This window comes from bacterium, from assembly GCA_009926305.1.
In the GTDB taxonomy this organism is placed as follows: domain Bacteria; phylum Bdellovibrionota_C; class UBA2361; order UBA2361; family RFPC01; genus RFPC01.
In genome coordinates this window covers 29,768-46,888 of the sequence record RFPC01000010.1, presented here as the reverse complement: position 1 = coordinate 46,888, position 17,121 = coordinate 29,768, and the positions used below count along the sequence as shown (strand labels likewise).

General features: G+C 45.4%; 17 protein-coding genes. 12 read left to right on the top strand and 5 right to left on the bottom strand.

All coding sequences use genetic code 11. The features are described 5' to 3' along the window. The 5 genes from EBR25_03315 to EBR25_03295 form a co-directional block, all read left to right on the top strand. Nucleotides 1–922 (top strand): acetolactate synthase large subunit (locus EBR25_03315; GenBank protein NBW40014.1); only part of this gene is annotated, 922 nt, incomplete at its 5' end. A 1-nt stretch (nt 923) separates the two neighbouring features. Beyond that, nucleotides 924–1,472 carry an acetolactate synthase small subunit gene (ilvN, locus tag EBR25_03310; protein ID NBW40013.1) on the top strand — a complete coding sequence of 183 codons (549 nt, stop codon included), beginning with the start codon at nt 924–926 and terminating at the stop codon, nt 1,470–1,472. Continuing rightward, nucleotides 1,472–2,947: a ketol-acid reductoisomerase gene (locus EBR25_03305; GenBank protein NBW40012.1), complete on the top strand. Its 1,476-nt coding sequence runs from the start codon at nt 1,472–1,474 to the stop codon at nt 2,945–2,947. The genes ilvN and EBR25_03305 overlap by 1 nt, the downstream gene beginning before the upstream one ends. A 3-nt stretch (nt 2,948–2,950) precedes the next feature. After that, nucleotides 2,951–3,469 carry a pyridoxal-phosphate dependent enzyme gene (locus EBR25_03300; protein NBW40011.1) on the top strand — a complete coding sequence of 173 codons (519 nt, stop codon included), beginning with the start codon at nt 2,951–2,953 and terminating at the stop codon, nt 3,467–3,469. A gap of 416 nt (nt 3,470–3,885) precedes the next feature. Beyond that, the gene (locus tag EBR25_03295) at nt 3,886–4,482 is read left to right on the top strand and encodes a hypothetical protein (GenBank protein NBW40010.1); all 597 of its coding nucleotides are present in this window, start codon (nt 3,886–3,888) and stop codon (nt 4,480–4,482) included. Nucleotide 4,483: 1 nt separating this feature from the next. Here the strand turns inward: EBR25_03295 and EBR25_03290 are convergent, their stop codons facing one another. After that, nucleotides 4,484–5,398 (bottom strand): ParA family protein, encoded by a 915-nt coding sequence (locus EBR25_03290; GenBank protein NBW40009.1) that lies wholly within the window; start codon nt 5,396–5,398, stop codon nt 4,484–4,486. Between the two features lie 301 nt (nt 5,399–5,699). Between EBR25_03290 and EBR25_03285 the strand changes: the two genes are divergently transcribed. The 3 genes from EBR25_03285 to EBR25_03275 are packed head-to-tail and all read left to right on the top strand — an operon-like array spanning nt 5,700 to nt 10,137. Beyond that, the gene (locus EBR25_03285; protein ID NBW40008.1) at nt 5,700–6,926 is read left to right on the top strand and encodes an isocitrate dehydrogenase (NADP(+)); all 1,227 of its coding nucleotides are present in this window, start codon (nt 5,700–5,702) and stop codon (nt 6,924–6,926) included. 18 nt (nt 6,927–6,944) lie between these two features. After that, nucleotides 6,945–9,164, top strand: coding sequence for a hypothetical protein (locus tag EBR25_03280; protein ID NBW40007.1), 2,220 nt, complete (start codon nt 6,945–6,947; stop codon nt 9,162–9,164). Between the two features lie 10 nt (nt 9,165–9,174). Next, nucleotides 9,175–10,137, top strand: coding sequence for an aldo/keto reductase (locus EBR25_03275; GenBank protein ID NBW40006.1), 963 nt, complete (start codon nt 9,175–9,177; stop codon nt 10,135–10,137). A gap of 19 nt (nt 10,138–10,156) precedes the next feature. Here the strand turns inward: EBR25_03275 and EBR25_03270 are convergent, their stop codons facing one another. Next, nucleotides 10,157–10,396, bottom strand: coding sequence for a hypothetical protein (locus tag EBR25_03270; GenBank protein ID NBW40005.1), 240 nt, complete (start codon nt 10,394–10,396; stop codon nt 10,157–10,159). After that, nucleotides 10,393–10,587 carry a hypothetical protein gene (locus EBR25_03265; protein ID NBW40004.1) on the bottom strand — a complete coding sequence of 65 codons (195 nt, stop codon included), beginning with the start codon at nt 10,585–10,587 and terminating at the stop codon, nt 10,393–10,395. The genes EBR25_03270 and EBR25_03265 overlap by 4 nt, the downstream gene beginning before the upstream one ends. Before the next feature lie 55 nt (nt 10,588–10,642). Between EBR25_03265 and EBR25_03260 the strand changes: the two genes are divergently transcribed. Then, on the top strand, nt 10,643–11,536 hold the full coding sequence (locus tag EBR25_03260) for a hypothetical protein (GenBank protein ID NBW40003.1): 894 nt from the start codon (nt 10,643–10,645) through the stop codon (nt 11,534–11,536). A gap of 5 nt (nt 11,537–11,541) precedes the next feature. On the opposite strand, the gene EBR25_03255 is transcribed toward EBR25_03260, so the two are convergent. Together EBR25_03255 and EBR25_03250 are read right to left on the bottom strand one after the other, a co-directional pair. Further along, nucleotides 11,542–11,982, bottom strand: coding sequence for a hypothetical protein (locus tag EBR25_03255; protein NBW40002.1), 441 nt, complete (start codon nt 11,980–11,982; stop codon nt 11,542–11,544). Between the two features lie 32 nt (nt 11,983–12,014). Beyond that, nucleotides 12,015–12,431 (bottom strand): metal-dependent transcriptional regulator, encoded by a 417-nt coding sequence (locus EBR25_03250; GenBank protein ID NBW40001.1) that lies wholly within the window; start codon nt 12,429–12,431, stop codon nt 12,015–12,017. 271 nt (nt 12,432–12,702) lie between these two features. Here EBR25_03250 and EBR25_03245 point away from each other — a divergent pair, with 271 nt between their 5' ends. From EBR25_03245 to EBR25_03235, 3 genes are all read left to right on the top strand, one after another. After that, the gene (locus EBR25_03245; GenBank protein ID NBW40000.1) at nt 12,703–13,692 is read left to right on the top strand and encodes an SCO family protein; all 990 of its coding nucleotides are present in this window, start codon (nt 12,703–12,705) and stop codon (nt 13,690–13,692) included. A gap of 107 nt (nt 13,693–13,799) precedes the next feature. Next, nucleotides 13,800–15,128: a cytochrome c oxidase subunit II gene (coxB, locus tag EBR25_03240; protein ID NBW39999.1), complete on the top strand. Its 1,329-nt coding sequence runs from the start codon at nt 13,800–13,802 to the stop codon at nt 15,126–15,128. A 27-nt stretch (nt 15,129–15,155) separates the two neighbouring features. Further along, a complete protein-coding gene (locus tag EBR25_03235) occupies nt 15,156–16,778 on the top strand; it encodes a cytochrome c oxidase subunit I (GenBank protein ID NBW39998.1) in 1,623 nt (540 codons plus the stop codon). Nucleotides 16,779–17,121 lie beyond the last annotated feature (343 nt).

Here is a 17,121-nt window from a genome sequence, read left to right as displayed (position 1 = left end):
GGTTGGAATGCATGGCAATTATGCACCCAACTTACTCACCAACGAATGTGACTTACTGATCGCCGTAGGAATGCGTTTTGACGATCGTGTTACTGGCGATTTGGGAACCTATGCCAAGCAAGCTAAAATTATTCACCTAGAAATAGACCCTGCCGAAATTAATAAAAATGTACCTGTAGATTTGGCCATTTTGGGCAATTGCAAAAGCAGCCTTCAACAACTACTGCCCTTGGTTTCTAAAAAAGATTTAAGCCTCTGGTATCAGCGTTTTGAAGCACTCAAAGCCACAGAAATCAGCAAAGTCATAAACAACGATTTGTACCCAACCAAACCTGGATTGACAATGGGAGAGGCCATAAAGGTCATTAACAAACACAGTGGTGGTGATGCTATTATTGTAACCGATGTAGGGCAACATCAGATGGTCGCTTGTCGCTATGCAGAATTCAATCAATCCAAAAGCAATGTTACCTCTGGGGGATTAGGAACTATGGGTTTTGCGCTTCCTGCAGCAATTGGAGCCAAAATGGGAGCACCAAATCGTGAGGTTGTTGCCATCATTGGCGATGGAGGATATCAGATGACGATTCAAGAGTTAGGAACTATTTTTCAACAACATTTGGCCGTCAAAATTGTAGTACTAAACAACGAATTTTTAGGCATGGTCCGTCAGTGGCAGCAACTGTTTTTTGACAAACGCTATGCTTCTACTGAAATGATAAACCCCGATTTTATTAAAATCGCCGAAGCCTACCGTATCCCTGCAAAAAAAGTTCAAAATCGCACAGAGCTCGACACTGCAGTAGGTGAGATGATCAGCTGTCAAGGCCCCTACTTCTTAGAAGTATGCGTAGAAAAAGAAGATAACGTTTTTCCAATGATCCCTTCTGGGGCTTCGGTCTCGGATATACGACTAGAATAATATGGAACCAACAACTTATACCATATCAATTTATACAGAAAACAATGTGGGGTTACTCAATCGGATCTCTGCAATTTTTCTAAAAAGGCATATTAATGTCGAAAGTTTGACCACTTCCCCCTCAGAAATTGAAAATGTTTTTCGTTTTGTAATTGTTGTCAAAATGAAACAAGAAAATATTGCCAGAGTCGTCAAACAAATTGAGAAGCAAATTGATGTAATTCGCGCCTATTATCATACCGATGCCGAAACCATTTTTCAAGAATCTGCATTATACAAAATTAAGTCGCAAGCACTCTTCGAAGAACGCCACATCCAAAACATCATTAAAAAAAGCCAGGCCAATATAGTCACAGTATCCCCCGAGTTTTTTGTGATCGAAAAAACAGGTTTTCGAGAAGAAACCGAAAAACTCTATGAGGATTTACGTCCCTACGGATTATTGCAATTTGTACGTTCTGGGCGCATCTCAGTATCCAAAGCAAAAATGGGTATCTCAGAAATTTTGAATACATTTAAAACCAAAAATAACGAAGAAAAATCATCCTAATGGGAAATTATTTTAACCAACTAGCACTCCGCGAAAAATTAAATCAACTCGGTCAATGCCGTTTTATGGAGAAAGAAGAATTTGCAGACGGTATATCCGCGCTTGAAGGCAAAAAAATCGTCATTGTGGGCTGTGGCGCACAAGGGCTTAACCAAGGTCTCAACATGCGCGATTCTGGGCTGGATGTTTCCTACACTTTACGTCAAGGAGCCATCGACAACAAACGCGCTTCCTATGTCAATGCAACCGAAAATAATTTTGCTGTTGGTACTTATGAAGAAATGATTCCCGATGCGGACTTGGTTATCAACTTAACCCCCGATAAAAATCACTCCGATGTAGTGGCAGCAATCATGCCATTGATGAAAAAAAATGCCACACTTTCCTATTCACATGGTTTCAACATTGTTGAAGAAGGAATGAAAATACGCGAAGACCTTACCGTAATTATGGTAGCGCCAAAATGTCCAGGATCTGAAGTTCGAGAAGAATACAAAAGAGGTTTTGGGGTGCCTACATTGATTGCGGTGCATCCAGAAAACGACCCGCAAGGACACGGACTCGCCCAAGCAAAAGCCTATGCTGTTGCAACAGGAGGCGACCGTGCAGGGGTGTTGGAGTCCTCTTTTGTAGCCGAAGTTAAGTCCGACCTTATGGGAGAACAAACCATTTTGTGTGGCATGCTGCAGACCGGGTCAATTTTGAGTTTTGATAAAATGGTAGAAAAAGGAATCGACCCTGCCTATGCTGCAAAATTGATTCAATACGGTTGGGAAACCATCACAGAAGCACTCAAGCATGGCGGGATTACCAACATGATGGATCGCCTGTCTAATCCTGCTAAAATCAAAGCATTTGAACTTTCTGAAGAACTAAAAACAATTTTGGAACCGCTCTTCCAAAAACACATGGACGATATTATGTCAGGACATTTTTCTAAAACCATGATGGAAGACTGGGCCAATGACGATCACAACCTCCTTAGCTGGCGTGCAGCAACAGGTGAAACCGCTTTTGAAAAAACAGAGATTACCAATGCCGAAATTTCAGAACAAGAATATTTTGACCATGGAGTTTTGATGGTAGCCTTTGTTCGTGCAGGAGTAGAATTGGCATTTGACACCATGGTTGCTGCTGGTATAAAAGAAGAATCTGCCTACTATGAATCGCTTCATGAAACCCCGCTGATTGCAAACACCATCGCGCGTAAAAAATTATACGAAATGAACCGTATTATTTCTGATACCGCAGAGTATGGATGTTATTTGTTCGATCATGCCGCCAAGCCAATGTTAAAAGACTTTATGGCCAAAATTGATACCGATGTTATCGGAAAAGCCTATGCTTCAGACGCTGGCAATGGCGTAGATAATAAACAACTAATTGATATCAACGAAATTATTCGATATCATCCTATAGAATTGATTGGTTATGAATTGCGTGCCTCTATGACCGCAATGAAAAAAATTGTTTAAACCATGGCGCTTCCTACGCTTGAAGGAGTCCGTTTGGCGGTCCAAAATTTAGATGGCGTAGCCTTAGAATCTCCCTTGCAAAAAAACCTCCGTTTGTCCGAAAAATGTCAAGCGCAAGTTTTTTTTAAAAGAGAAGATTTACAGCAGGTTCGGTCTTTTAAAATACGAGGCGCCTACAACACCATCTGTAGGCTTTCTAAAGAAGAACGGCAAAAAGGAATTGTTTGTTCTAGTGCAGGCAATCATGCACAAGGAGTAGCAAATGCATGCAAGAGACTGAGAATCCCTTGCGAAATAGTAATGCCAGCAACCGCACCTGAGTTGAAAATCAAAGCTGTAAACAATAATGTCACCGTTCATCTCTCGGGAAGTTTCACCAAATCGCGGATCAGGTCCTGGCATAGTAACAAAAGTACTTCCGTCTTCCTCAACCTGGGCGGCGGTCTTTGCATCAATTATGATCCGAAGGCACATATTCGTCCCAGGACCTGTGGGAGTTATCTTACTTTCAGTAAGAGCTAGATTCGGAAGAATTACCAGAGTGAAGAATATAATGCGGAAACAACAACTTTTAAACATCCCAACCCCTCAAAAACATCGTCTTTCTTGAACTATCTCTGTTATATGAGATTTCCGAGTACTGGTGACTTAAGCCTCGAACGGAGAGCCTCTACTCGTGGACGTCTCTGAGTGACGGTGTGTTCTAATAGGGGAGCCCACCTAAAAGAATTTCTTATTGGTTTAGCAGATATGCTACTGATTTATGTGTCTTCTGCTGCTTAGAGGAGGCCATTTGCTCGTACTTGGCCCAAATTTTTCGCTGATTTCTTAATAAAAATCGATAGCTGTTCGATATTCTAGAGAGATTTGCCAAAGAGACTTAAGTCTCAAGACCATCAAACGCCTACGACAGATGCTCTTTATCTGCGAGATGAACTATGGGTGATGAGCAAGATCGCCAAAAACAAACGAATAAAATTGCTTCAATCCGAAGCGAAGTTCATCGCGCCATTCAGCAACTTGATGAGTTGCGAGTGCACTATGAACAATACTTTATGGGTCTTCAGAAGCGCCCACCTGATAAGCTATATGCAAGCATGACTCGAACTATTCGAGTGCTGCGGAATGCCCCATTTAAGAACTCTCAACTTAACTACCAGCTTCGAATGCTTGAACAGCGGTTTCAAACGTATAATACATATTGGCAACGAGTGCTTCGAGAGCGTGAAGAAGGAACCTACTTCCGTGATGTTTTTAAGGCAGAGCTAAAAGACAAGATTGCTCAGGATCTTGCCGAAGGAAAAACCAGACGAGGAAAAACAAAAGCAAACGTACGCGCACTATTTGATACCTACCAAGATGCAATGGAGCAACAGGCGGGCAGGCGACTGAATCTCGACTATGAGAAGTTTCAGGAGCGAATTGTGCAACAAGCAAAGGCATTTCGCGAGCAAAATCAGAACAAGCGACTCTCATTCAAGGTGGTTGTGAATGACGGGCAAGTGCGCGTAAAGGCAACAGCGCGAGAAGACTAAACTACGCGAATGCAAGGTCCAACATATCTTCTAGCGGCTCTAAAGTCTCGGGCTGATGGAGAGCCGCGACTTTTTCTATGTTGCTCGCAAGCTGCATGTATGACTCAGCAATATGCGACACCGCTTTGTGCTCAAAGACGGTCTTTTTTTCATAGGTGAGTTTGTGGGCTATTTCAGAGCGAAAAATAGCAGCATGAGACAGATATATCTCAATGCCGTCCTCGACTTGAGAAGCGAGTCCCTTAAGACGAACTCGCTGAGGAATCTTTTCGCCTAGGTGATCTTCAGAGGACTGGCCGAGAAATGTTTGCTCGAGTTTTTGTTTTGCTTGACGAGTGATACTACGAGCCTGACGACTTACCAGAGTTCTCACGAGGAGTGCGGAGGCCGTAGTCGTATCCGATGCTTTATTGAGAAAACTGATGGCCGCTCGGACACTCATCTCACTTGGATCAATCGGTACTACGGCAAGGTCTGAGGCACTCAGAGTTGCTCCATGAACGGCGCTCCATGCCGGAGGAGTATCGATGATAATATTGTCATAGTCATAAGATAGGTTTCTTATCAGACGAGGAAGAACCTCTCCGTGTTCAGCCAAAGTCTGTAGGGAGCCATCGGGAATCAGGTCACGAAGGGCAGTTACTGGTAAGAGATCAAGGCCTGGCCGAACTTCCACTATTTGATCCTTACAGAGCGTCGAGAACCGTTCTAGTAAGCTGTGTGAAGGGTTCGCGGGGCGTATCGCGCTGCTTGATTTGTTCAGATGACCGGCAAGAAGATAGGATGCGTCTCCTTGACCATCAAGATCGATTAGTAAGGTTTCGCAGAATCGCTTGGAGAATGCACATGCAACATTGATTGCAAGTGAAGTTTTTCCAACACCACCCTTTAGGTTTGCGACGGTGATAATGCTCATATTCTCCTTTTTCGTATTTCCTGGCGATCCATGTGTCTAAATACAAACAGAACTCGCACGATGACCGAAGCGCATACTTTTCTACAAGCCCTAAAATGATGTTCATGCATGTTTTTTCTCTTTCTGTTTGCCGCAGACGAGAAGATGGAGAAAAACCCGAGTTCTGCACCTAAAGGAGCCCAGGCGTTGAAAGGCAATCCTTTTCGAGCATGAAGTGGGAATTCCCAAAATTTCTTTGAAGCGATATAGTCCCCGTGGTTCATAGGATTTGAACCAACCTGTGCCAGAGAGGGAGGCGTTCATGAGTAAAATTGCGGTAAAGAGCCCGGTAGTTGAGATTGATGGGGATGAGATGACCCGAATTATTTGGGCGTTGATTAAAGAGAAGCTTATTCTGCCCTATCTTGACATTGATCTGCATTATTATGACCTCTCTATAGAAAATCGAGATGCAACAGAAGATCAGGTTACTATCGATGCAGCAAACGCCATTAAGGAGCATGGTGTCGGGATCAAGTGTGCAACCATTACGCCAGATGAGGCTCGAGTAGAAGAATTTGGACTGAAAAAGATGTGGAAATCTCCGAATGGAACTATCCGAAATATCATCGGTGGAACCGTATTTAGAGAAGCAATCGTCTGTAAAAATGTTCCAAGGCTTGTGCCGAGTTGGGCTGAGCCAATTATCATAGCCAGACATGCATTCGGAGATCAGTATAGGGCAACCGACTTCTTGGTTCCTGGCGCTGGAAAGCTGACGATGAAGTTTGAGCCTGCCGACGGCGGGGAGCCAACTGAGTACAATGTATTTGATTTTCCAGCAGCGGGTGTAGCACTTGGCATGTATAATTTGGACGACTCAATTGTGAGCTTTGCAAAGAGCTGCTTTGAGTACGCAAAAGCAAGGGGAGTTCCCGTTTATTTGTCTACAAAAAATACCATTCTCAAGGCTTATGATGGGCGCTTCAAGGATATTTTTCATGATATTTACGAAACGCACTATCGCGCTGAATTTGAAGAGCACGGACTCTGGTATGAGCATCGTCTTATTGATGATATGGTTGCGTTTGCTATCAAGGGCTCTGGTGGATATTTATGGGCGTGCAAAAACTATGATGGTGATGTGCAGTCAGATATCGTTGCTCAAGGTTTTGGCTCGCTTGGATTAATGACCTCAGTGCTCATGACAGAAGATGGGAAAACGGTAGAGTCCGAAGCGGCTCACGGAACCGTGACTCGCCACTATAGGCAGCATCAACAAGGAAAAGAGACGAGTACGAACTCAATAGCGTCAATTTATGCCTGGACTCGTGGACTGAAGTATCGAGGGAAGTTTGATAATACTCCCGAGGTTATTCAGTTTGCAGAGAATCTGGAGACTGCCTGTGTCGAAGCGGTAGAAGGGGGGAAAATGACCAAGGACCTTGCGATCTGTATCCACGGAAGTGAGGCCTCTCGGGAGAGTTACCTTACAACAGAAGAGTTTCTTGATGAAGTAGCGCAGCGAGCTCATGAAAAGAGAAAGTAGTCTGCATGGAGATTCGATTTGAGGAGTGGCGCCACATATACGGATGGAGTACCGTTTCGTTCTACAGGAATCGCTCTAACGCTTTTTATCGCGCTTATCTTTGCTCTTCGGGCCCAAGCGATCGGAGCTATTGACTCCTCTTGGCTTGGTGGGGCAAGTGGAGATGCAGGCCTCTATATTTACTTGTTTCGTCATCACCTGAGATATCTTTTTGAAGAGCCCTTTTTCGGTTTGCAATCTTTCTATCCCTACTCACACCCCTTAGCGTGGAGCGACAACTTCATACTGCCAGCGCTGATAGCAAAGCCGTTTTATGAGCTCGGAGTCTCTGAGAATCTTCTGTATAACCTCATACTTTTATTTGCTCACCTTGCACTTGGATATACGCTGTTTCGGCTCGTGCTTCTCGTTACAAAGGAGTTTCTGGCAGCACTTGCTGCGGGAATGATAGGAGTATCTCTTGGCTATCTGTCGCACTCATTAGGCCATCCGCAACTACAATTTTTATTTTTCATTCCGCTAGGTACTGAACTTTTATTGAGGAGTCTAAGAAATCCAGCTCCTATGGGTATGTATTTTGGGCTTCTTCTTCTTAGCTGCTTTCTCACAACAGTATATTTTGCAATCTTCTTGGCATTGCTCCCAATTCTTTTCTTTCTCATGATGTTTTTTCTGATGCCAACCAGTGGTGTTATCCGTATTGGTGCTCGTTTTGTGGCGGGACTTATTCCAAGCGGCCTTCTTCTTATTCCCTTTCTCCTCCCATATATCGAAACAAGAGAGCTGTTTGGTGCTCGACTCATGAAAGAGATGTTTGTCTTTCGGGCAAGTGGACTCTCTTATGCTAGCGCAGCACCACTTTCGTGGCTGTATGGAGAAACCCGTTTTTGGAGCCATGCCGAGGCTCATTTCTTTCCTGGTATTCTTGTATATGGATTGTCTTTCTTTGCAGCAGTCTACTTCGCTATTCAGAGAAAAGCGTTGTTCCATATGCTCCTTGTTCTGTTCTTTGGGATAAGCGTTTTTGTGCTTGATGCACATGGGGAGCGAATCCTCTCTCGATGGGTAATGTACCTTTTTGGATTGGTAGGACTTGTGTCTTTGCTTCAACAGAGACGGAATTTCTCGACAGAAGACTCCTCACCTCCTTTGATTAATGTGGGCATTTGCTTTCTTCTCTTGTGTACATTTGTTTACGGATTCTTATCCCTCGGGCCTGTCGATGAAACAGGCGCATATCGATATGGGCTCTTCGAGATAGCGTATCATTACATACCCGGAATGAATGCGTTGCGAGCGATTTCAAGGGCAGGTGTGGTTGTAGTCGTTGGGCTGGTTGCCCTATCGGGGTGTGGGGTAGCATTTTTTCTCCAAATGCGAACGGTGAGGGCACATTCGATCCTATGTGCAGCGTTTATCATTTTGATTGGTATTACAGAGAACCTCGTAGTGAATTATGCCGTGGTAGAAAGAGAGTCCATGCCCAATGTTCTAAGCACCCTAGCTGAGATCAGGGAAAAAGGTGGTGATGGAGATGTGGCAGTTTTTTTGCCTATTGCTGAAGTACAAGAAGGGAAGGCAACGACTGAGAGCCGAAACCAATTTGCTATTTATAATGTAAACGCAATGAACTGGGCGCTTGATGCAGGTATCAGAACTGTTAATGGATATAGTGGACAGCAAACAAGGATTATGAAAGAGCTCCCAGGAAGAACTCAGGGCTTCCCCGATATCGAGAGCCTTCATGCACTCGCTAAGATATCAAATCTGAGATATGTAATTCTTCGCTCTCAAGCAGAAGAGCTGTTGTCTCTGCTGGCTCGTGTTAAGTCTCTTGGGCCAGACAGCGGGCTCGAGTTACTTGCTTTCCATAGAGAGGCGGATGATACGGGCTTTGCTCTTTTTCACTTCTTGGGAAGGACGAAGCTCCAAAGAGGAGAGAGCATTCGGGTTCCATCTTTTGTGGGTAAGGGTGTGTCTCTCTTCGAAGTGAAAGTAAAACTGACCAAAAATTCTGAGAATCAGCGAGATTCGGAAAAAATTATATTACAAGAAGTTGATCATAATTTTGGACAAGAGGGCAAATTTGTTTTTTCCGTTCCGCGTGATGGAAAATGGCATACTCTTAAAATGTTCTTACCAGGTGCGAGAGTGAAAGGGCTGCCGTATCGAGTGCAAGTCGCCACTGAATCTGAAAGCTCGGTTTTTATTGAGCAAGCACATTGGAATAAAAGCTAATAAGAGTCGTATGATTGAACGGAGAAGAGTCGGTACGAGTGATATTTTCGTCAGCCGTATCGGATTAGGAGGATGGCAAGCGAGTGGATGGGAAACGTCTCATGCAGCATCCTATGAGCAGGTTGTGCATGAGGCGATAGACCGAGGGGTTAACTTATTTGATACTGCTCCATCATATGGAAAGGGAGAGGCGGAGCGTCTACTCGGGAAGGCAATTGGAGCAAAGAGAGAGAGCGTGATAATCGCTACGAAGTTTGGCCCAAAGGATTCGACTCCCAAACGTCTGAGAGATTCCTTAGAGCAATCGCTTAAAAATCTTAACACGGATTATATCGATATCTATCAACAACACTGGCCACCGCGCACTCCCGCAGTGGATGAAACCCTTGGAGAGCTGCTCAAATTGCGTGACGAGGGGAAAATCCGTGAGATAGGAGTTTCCAATTGGGGGCCGAGAGAATTTTCGGAAGTCTCGAATGCTTCCCCTATAATGGCTGTTCAGGGTGCATATAGCCTATTATGGAGGCGAGCCGAGAAGGAGATCTTTCCTTGGTGTAAGACGGAGCAGGTAGCTTTTTTTGCCTATTCACCTCTGTGTCAGGGGGTCTTGACGGGAAAGTTTAAGAGCAATGAAAATTTGCCGAGAGACTCACGCCGGCAGAATATTTTTCTTCAGGATAAGCTCTACCCTGAGGTGAAGAGTTTTCTTTCAGCGCTCTCTGATGCAGCGCGGGGCACTGATGGTTTTAGTATGGCACAAGTTGCACTTGGCTGGATTCTGGCACAACCGCCTGTGACTTCAGTGCTCGTAGGCTGCTCGCGTTTATCTCAGCTCTTAGAGGCATGCACGATTGGTGGCGATTCGATCTCTCAACAGACGGAACTCTATCTTTCCGAACAGAGTGAGCACTTTATTCCGTTAACACAATTGTATCCAAGCCTTTGGAACTGGCATCCTCGAGGGGCAGTTTGATACTGGTTAGCTGCTGGGGTTATTTCCCAGTGGTGTGGTCACCATTTACAGTACCTGTGGAGGTGACTCCACCAGCAGCAGCAGGATTAAAATCCCCTCCCATTGAAGTGCCTCCATCGAAGGCGTTTTTTAGAGATAAACCCAGAGATTGCGTTGAGGCGATTGAGAAGGAGGCCAAGACAGCGATAAGTAGGCTATACTCTACGAGAGAAGCTCCAGCAGAGCGATGAAATTTGTAATATGAAGACTTTTTTCTCATGTAACCCCCGAATAAAAATCCGAATAGGCACTACCATTCCTTCCTAAGCTCATATCGGGAGTTCCAGCGATGATGCTTCTAAAAAGAGTGATAAAAGCAGAAAAAAGTGAAAAAGGATTTCCTAACTCCCTGAATCTACGATTAATGTTCCGAAGATACGAGAAAATCAGCCAGAGGACCTCTAGTGGCATTCCGTTTCTGCCGTTATCTTAAAAATGCCATAAAAATGCATCATTGGAGGCTGGTTTGGGGAAAAAAACGGAGGCTAGTTCAGAAAGCGACCTGTACTCAAAGATGCTTGAGGGAATTGCCCGTTTTTTCTTAAGAAGACAGGTGCCCTTTCAGCATTTTGTGGATCTTGCGCGAGCAGCCTATGTGCGAGTGGCAAGAGAAGAGTTAGCTCGCACGACCTCTAAGATAAACACGAGTCGAATCAGTATTCTTACCGGGATCTCGCGGGTGGATGTAAAAAATATTACCTCAGGAGATGTCGATCCGGAGCGTCGTTCAGCAAATCTTGTCTCTCGAGTGCTCAATCGTTGGGAACAAGACAAGCAGTATCGTGATGGGAGTGGCAGAGTTCGACCGTTAACATATGATTCCGATAATAGTGAGTTTTACCAGCTCGTCGCATCAATCAGCCAACACCTCAACCCAGGAACCGTGCTCTTTGAACTGAAGCGGCTTGAATTAGTCGAGGAGCGAGGAGGCAAGCTTAAGCTGCTACGCGCAATTTCGAAGGACGATGATTCGGATCGATGGAGGCTTCAACTTGCCGGCATGGATATGGATACATTGCTTCATGCCGTGCATGACAATATCGAGTTCGGAAACGAGCCAAGAAATCCTCATTATCGAACGGAGTACGATAATCTGGTGAAGAGTCAGTTGCCAGAGATTAAGCAGTGGCTAAAAAAAGAAGTTGATAAGTTTCATGAGCGAGTCAGGGGATATCTCAGCGCACGAGATCTTGATGTGAATCCTGAACAAGAGGGAGAGGGGGGAGGGCGAGTCGTTGTTTCTGCCCTTGGCTATATAGAACGCTCAAGGAAAGAGAATGGAGGAGAGGCAAGTGGGAAGCAAGCAAAGGGAACTCCTAAGGTCAAAACGCGGCAATCTGTTGGGGAAAAAAAGAAGTAGAAGGCTTATCGACTAAGTACTTCTCGCGCAACCTCTGAAGCAACTTTTCCATCGTATTGCCCACTGTATTTTTGTTGCAGGTGCTTCATTATTGTTCCCATATTCGCTTCTGGCGTTTGCTTTGAGAAATCAGAGATTATTTTTTCTATCTGGTCTCTTGCGAGTTGCGATGGAAGGAAGAGGTCGATGACCGAGATTTGTGCCTCTGTTTCGGCAACCGACTCTGAACGACCTGCCTTTTCAGCAAATTCCCGTGTCTCTTGGAGTTTCTTTCTTTCGGCTTTTAATACCGCTAAAGCTTGTTCTTCGGAAAGCTCCTCGGTTTTCTTGCTCATTTCTTCATACTGAAGCGCACTCAAGAGGGCACGAACTGTTTCAAGCTTCATCTTCTCTTTGACTTTCATCGCATTTTTCATTTCTTGCTTCAGAGTTGCCTTGATTGTCATACCGTTATCCCTCTTGCTTGCACCTACATTCTTTAGGCTGCATTCTTTGACTTATATTGCTGTACAAACCTCTCGAGCTTTGACGCTGTTTCAGCGCTGATCAGGTGCTCAGTCTTACAAGCATCAATCTCAGCTTGATCATTATTCACATCAAGTACATCGACCAGAAATCTGAAGAAAATTTCTTTTCGAGTTAGGACAGCTTGAGCAAGTTGGAGTCCTTCGTCAGTCAGCTCCAAGAATCTGTTTTCATCTTCGATGATGAATCCCTTTGACTTAAGATTCTTCAAATTCGTTGATGCGCTACCAGTAGTAATATTGAGCAGCCGAGCTACATCCGTCACTCGAGCATATCCACGTGACTCTCGGAGTTCCTTGACCGCGGTTAGGTGGTGTGCGGCGCTGTGGGTTATTTTATTTTCCTCAAACTGTTTCCAAACATCTTCCATCGCTCGGCTTCCTCCATCAGAAGGACTTCTTTCTTGTAAGCTCTAACTGCCTTTTCCTACTAAAAGTACGGTTCGCTAACAAAGTCCTTTTACAGATAATAAGAAGTTTGGCATGTCGAGTAAATGGATTATGCTCTAAACACCCTCTTTTATGATAGGCCGCTCACGTATTCAGGGAATATTTAGAGTCAGGACGCTGTACCCGAAAGGAGAAGTTTATTAAGCTCCTAGAGGACTTACGTTTAACCGAGCAAATCTGGATGAGAAACGGATGATACAAGAAGGAGAGGTGAGGAATCATTTGTCGGGGTTGCACCGGAGAGAGGGCTCTTCTTCTTCTCTCGCAGCATTCATACAGAATAGAGGCGTATTCAGCGGGCCACAAACTGCAATAAGTCAATTTTTATCAATATCTTACAAAATTTTTGTTCGAGGAATCCTTTGGGGAAGACGGGGGTCTGGGCCCCTCTTCTCTATGTTCTTGGCAGTTACGCTTCTCGTTCTCCCCGGAGCCTATGCCCTTGAGGATCCAGGGAAGGAGCTTAAGGAGGTAGGACTTTCGACTGTCAACGGCACTGAATTAGACCTCACCCTGGAGTTTGTAGATGAGGATGGTATCAGGGCTCCGCTTCGGGAGTTTCTCAGCTCGGAAAAGCCAAACATCCTCATTCCAGCATACTATGACTGCCCGCGGCTATGCGGACTACTGCTTACCGGGGTTACCGAGCTACTCAACACGCTAACGCTTACACTTGGTGAGGATTATCGGGTGGTTACGGTGAGTTTCAATCCTCAAGATGGTCCAGAGTCCGCTAAGCGAATAGCCTCTGAGTTTCGAGGGAAGCTCGTCTTTGATGCGACAAAGGCGAATGAGGGTGAATGGAGGTTTCTGTCTGGAGATGAAGAAAACATTGTTCCTCTCATGAAGTCTTTAGGCTTTCATTACAAGGAGGATGAGGGTGAGTTTGCGCACGTAGCCGCAATCTTTCTTTTATCACCCCAGGGAATGATTTCTCAGCATTTGGCTGGTATAAACTTTCCATACCGAGATGTGAGGTTGGCCCTAGTAGAAGCGAGTCAGGGAAAGATTGGCACTCTCCTCGATCGAGCGCTCCTTTTTTGTTATCGGTTTGATGATTTACAAGGGAAGTATACCTGGGCGGCATTTGGATTCGTAAGAACGGGGGCTGGCATGACGCTGTTGGCCTTAGTACTATTTTTCGGGTTTTTGCGAAAACGAGAGAGCCCTCCAAGCAAGTAGTCTGGGGAGTGAAGAACGACTTGAGATGCCGGCTTAGCGCGGCGCTTCAAGGGAGAAGAATAAGATTTTAGGAAGAATTGAATTAGGGAACAAATACAGGAATCACTATGTTTCGATATTTGCCTGAGCAAGGGTCAAAGATAGCACCAAGAGTTGATTGGCTGCATCACTGGATTACAGATCTTTCTGTGCTTTTTACCGTCGCTGTCTGTGGAGCAATGCTCTATTTCGCGGTTCGTTATCGAAAGCGAGACGGGAAAGACCATGAGACACCTCGAATTGAAGGGAATAACTTTCTCGAGGTGATATGGACAGTTGTTCCAACCTTGATCTGTATTTGGGTGGCTTACTACGGAATTGTGATCTTCCAAGATATGCGGGAAGGCGAGGGCGAAGCTCTTGTTGTGAACGCAACCGCGAGTCAGTGGAAGTGGGAATTCCAGTACGAGAACGGAAAGTCGACGGTTGGCGAATTGGTCGTGCCTGTGAATCGACCCGTTAAGGTTGTAATCACGGCAAAAGATGTGCTGCACAGTTTTTTCGTCCCGGCAATGCGGGTGAAAAAAGATGCAATTCCCGGGCGCTATACGTCGGTAGTCTTCACTCCGGTAAAAACGGGCAGTTATAACACATTTTGTACCGAGTATTGTGGAACGAGTCATTCTGGCATGTTGGCTGAGCTACGGGTTGTGTCTGAGGCTGAATATGGTCGATGGGTGAACGACCGTTCAGCGGATCTCGCCAAGCTGACCATGGATCCCGCAACTTTGGGGAGTAAGCTATATGAAGAGAAGGGATGTAACGCTTGCCATAGTTTAAATGGCTCTCGACTCGTCGGGCCGAGTTTTCTTAAGTTGTATGAATCAGAGGAGAGAAAGTTTGCTGATGATAGCGCTATGTCCTTTGGAGGAGAGTTTTCGATCGAGGATTATATTCGAGAATCTATTCTTTATCCCAATAAGAAAGTAGTAGCAGGCTATCCCGCTGGGTTGATGCCGGCGTTTGAAGGACAGTTATCGGATGGCGAGATTAAGGCCCTGATTGCATTCATCCGGAAGCAAGATGGGAGTGCTGCACAAAGCGAAGAGGCAACGGGAGATTCAGGAGAGGACTTGCAGGCAAAGTTGGCAAAGATGTCTCCTGTTGAGCGCGGCGAATATCACTATCAGACGAAAGCGTGTATAGGCTGTCACAGTCTGGATGGTTCTAATCTTGTTGGACCGACCTTTAAGGGGCTGTATGGAAAAAATCGGGAGTTCGTCGATGGAACCTCAGGAGCAGCGGATGCGGAGTACATAAAGAGCTCTATATTGAATCCGAATGGAAATATTGTCGCGGGCTATCAACCGAATCTGATGCCACAAAATTATCGAGATCAACTCTCGGATGAGGATCTTGAGGCAATAGTCGAGTTTATTCGCTCAAAGCAGAACTAGTTGAGAGATTGTAAGGAGTAACTACGAATGACTGTTCATAGTGATGTAGCGCACAACAACAAAAACTACTTGAACCATGAGACTACCCTATGGTCGTGGTTGAGCACGGTCGATCACAAGCGAATAGGGCTCATGTACCTCTTTACGATTACGGGGTTCTTTATTGTAGGAGGTCTTGCCGCACTAACGATGCGGATGGAGCTTGCGAGCTCTGGCGCCGACTTCTTAAGCCCTGAACAGTACAATGTGCTCTTTACCCTGCACGGGGCAATCATGATTTTCCTTTTTATCGTTCCAGGAATTCCTGCCACCATGGGGAACTTTCTATTGCCTCTTATGATTGGAGCGAAGGACGTTGCATTTCCGCGGCTCAATCTCCTTAGCTTCTACATCTATGTGGTTGGTGCATTCATGGCGCTCTATGCGCTCTTGAACCCGATTGATACAGGATGGACTTTTTATGCCCCTTACAGCATGCAGACTCAGTCAGCTGTAATACTCATGACCGGGGCGGCTTTTGTCCTCGGGTTCTCTTCGATTCTCACTGGGTTAAATTTTGTTGTAACGGTTCACCGGTTGCGATGCCCTGGGATGACATGGGACCGTTTGCCCGTTTTTGTTTGGGGACTGTACGCAACTGCCGTGATTCAAACATTAGCTACGCCAGTTATTGGGATGACTCTACTTCTTCTCATAGTGGAGCGGTGGCTCGGAGTGGGAATTTTTAATCCTGCAATGGGGGGAGATCCTGTATTGTTTGAGCACCTCTTCTGGTTCTACTCCCATCCGGTTGTTTACATTATGGTGCTACCTGCTTTTGGTGTGGTTGGAGAAATTATCCCTGTTTTTTCGAGAAAGCCGCTATTTGGTTACAAAATGGTCTGCTATGCATCTGTTGCAATTGCGCTTGTTGGCTTCCTCGTTTGGGCGCACCACATGCTCGTTGCTGGGATTTCTGACACTTCCGCTATTTACTTCTCAGTAATTACCTTCGGTGTGGCAATACCTACGGCGATTAAGGTCTTTAACTGGGTGAGCACGATGTATAAGGGATCCATCTCTTTTGATACCCCGATGTTATATGCGATGGGGTTTGTCTTCTTGTTCATGATAGCAGGGACAACAGGAATCTACCTCGCCACTCTCGCCGTTGATGTGTTCTATCACGATACTTATTTTGTTGTCGCGCACTTTCACTATACGATACAGGGTGGAGCTGTAATTGGACTCATTGCAGCGCTTCACTTCTGGTTCCCGAAAATGACAGGGAAGATGTATAATGAGCCACTAGCGAAGATCGCTTTTGTTCTCGTGTTCGTTGGTTTTAACCTCACCTTTCTTCCTCAATTTGTTCTTGGGATGGAAGGGATGCCACGCAGATACTTCGATTACCTTCCCGAATTTGAAGGTCTTCACCGACTCTCTTCCTATGGTGCTGTTGTAAATGGGTTTGGATATACATTCGCTCTTTTAAACCTGTTAGGTGCTTGGATATTTAGTAAGAAGCAAGCCCCTGCTAATCCATACAATTCGCTCTCGCTTGAGTGGAACACTCAGTCGCCACCGATTCATGAAAACTTTGAAGAGACGCCTTCCGTCACAGATTATCCTTACGCTTACGGAACGCCAGTAGAGGGTGGGGGGCATTAAGATAAGAGTTGAGCGAATGCTCTGACGAAAATTTCAGAATGAAGGGATAGGAGACCATGACATCAGTAGCACAAACAATTCCAGGGGAACCGCCACATCCCCATCACTGGACGCCAACAAATGCGTATCACGGGGCAAAGCTCGGAATGTGGCTGTTCCTTGCAACCGAGATATTGCTTTTTAGTGTTTTATTTACCGCGTTTGCCCTGTATCGATGGGCCTATTTGGGCGAGTTTCATGATGCGAGTCTGAATCTTGATTGGAAGCTTGGCGCGCTCAATACGGCGGTACTGATCCTCAGCAGCTTCACGGCCGCACTTGCTGTAGACGCTGCTCAGCGAGG

Bases quoted from the DNA above. Each gene is read 5' to 3' on its own strand.
- EBR25_03305 (NBW40012.1), top strand. From the start codon at position 1,472: ATGGGAAATTATTTTAACCAACTAGCACTCCGCGAAAAATTAAATCAA.
- EBR25_03275 (NBW40006.1), top strand. From the start codon at position 9,175: ATGATTGAACGGAGAAGAGTCGGTACGAGTGATATTTTCGTCAGCCGT.
- EBR25_03270 (NBW40005.1), bottom strand. From the start codon at position 10,396: ATGAGAAAAAAGTCTTCATATTACAAATTTCATCGCTCTGCTGGAGCT.
- ilvN (NBW40013.1), top strand. From the start codon at position 924: ATGGAACCAACAACTTATACCATATCAATTTATACAGAAAACAATGTG.
- EBR25_03255 (NBW40002.1), bottom strand. From the start codon at position 11,982: ATGACAATCAAGGCAACTCTGAAGCAAGAAATGAAAAATGCGATGAAA.
- EBR25_03250 (NBW40001.1), bottom strand. From the start codon at position 12,431: ATGGAAGATGTTTGGAAACAGTTTGAGGAAAATAAAATAACCCACAGC.
- EBR25_03290 (NBW40009.1), bottom strand. From the start codon at position 5,398: ATGAGCATTATCACCGTCGCAAACCTAAAGGGTGGTGTTGGAAAAACT.
- EBR25_03235 (NBW39998.1), top strand. From the start codon at position 15,156: ATGACTGTTCATAGTGATGTAGCGCACAACAACAAAAACTACTTGAAC.
- EBR25_03295 (NBW40010.1), top strand. From the start codon at position 3,886: ATGGGTGATGAGCAAGATCGCCAAAAACAAACGAATAAAATTGCTTCA.
- EBR25_03245 (NBW40000.1), top strand. From the start codon at position 12,703: ATGATACAAGAAGGAGAGGTGAGGAATCATTTGTCGGGGTTGCACCGG.
- EBR25_03300 (NBW40011.1), top strand. From the start codon at position 2,951: ATGGCGCTTCCTACGCTTGAAGGAGTCCGTTTGGCGGTCCAAAATTTA.
- coxB (NBW39999.1), top strand. From the start codon at position 13,800: ATGTTTCGATATTTGCCTGAGCAAGGGTCAAAGATAGCACCAAGAGTT.
- EBR25_03285 (NBW40008.1), top strand. From the start codon at position 5,700: ATGAGTAAAATTGCGGTAAAGAGCCCGGTAGTTGAGATTGATGGGGAT.
- EBR25_03265 (NBW40004.1), bottom strand. From the start codon at position 10,587: ATGCCACTAGAGGTCCTCTGGCTGATTTTCTCGTATCTTCGGAACATT.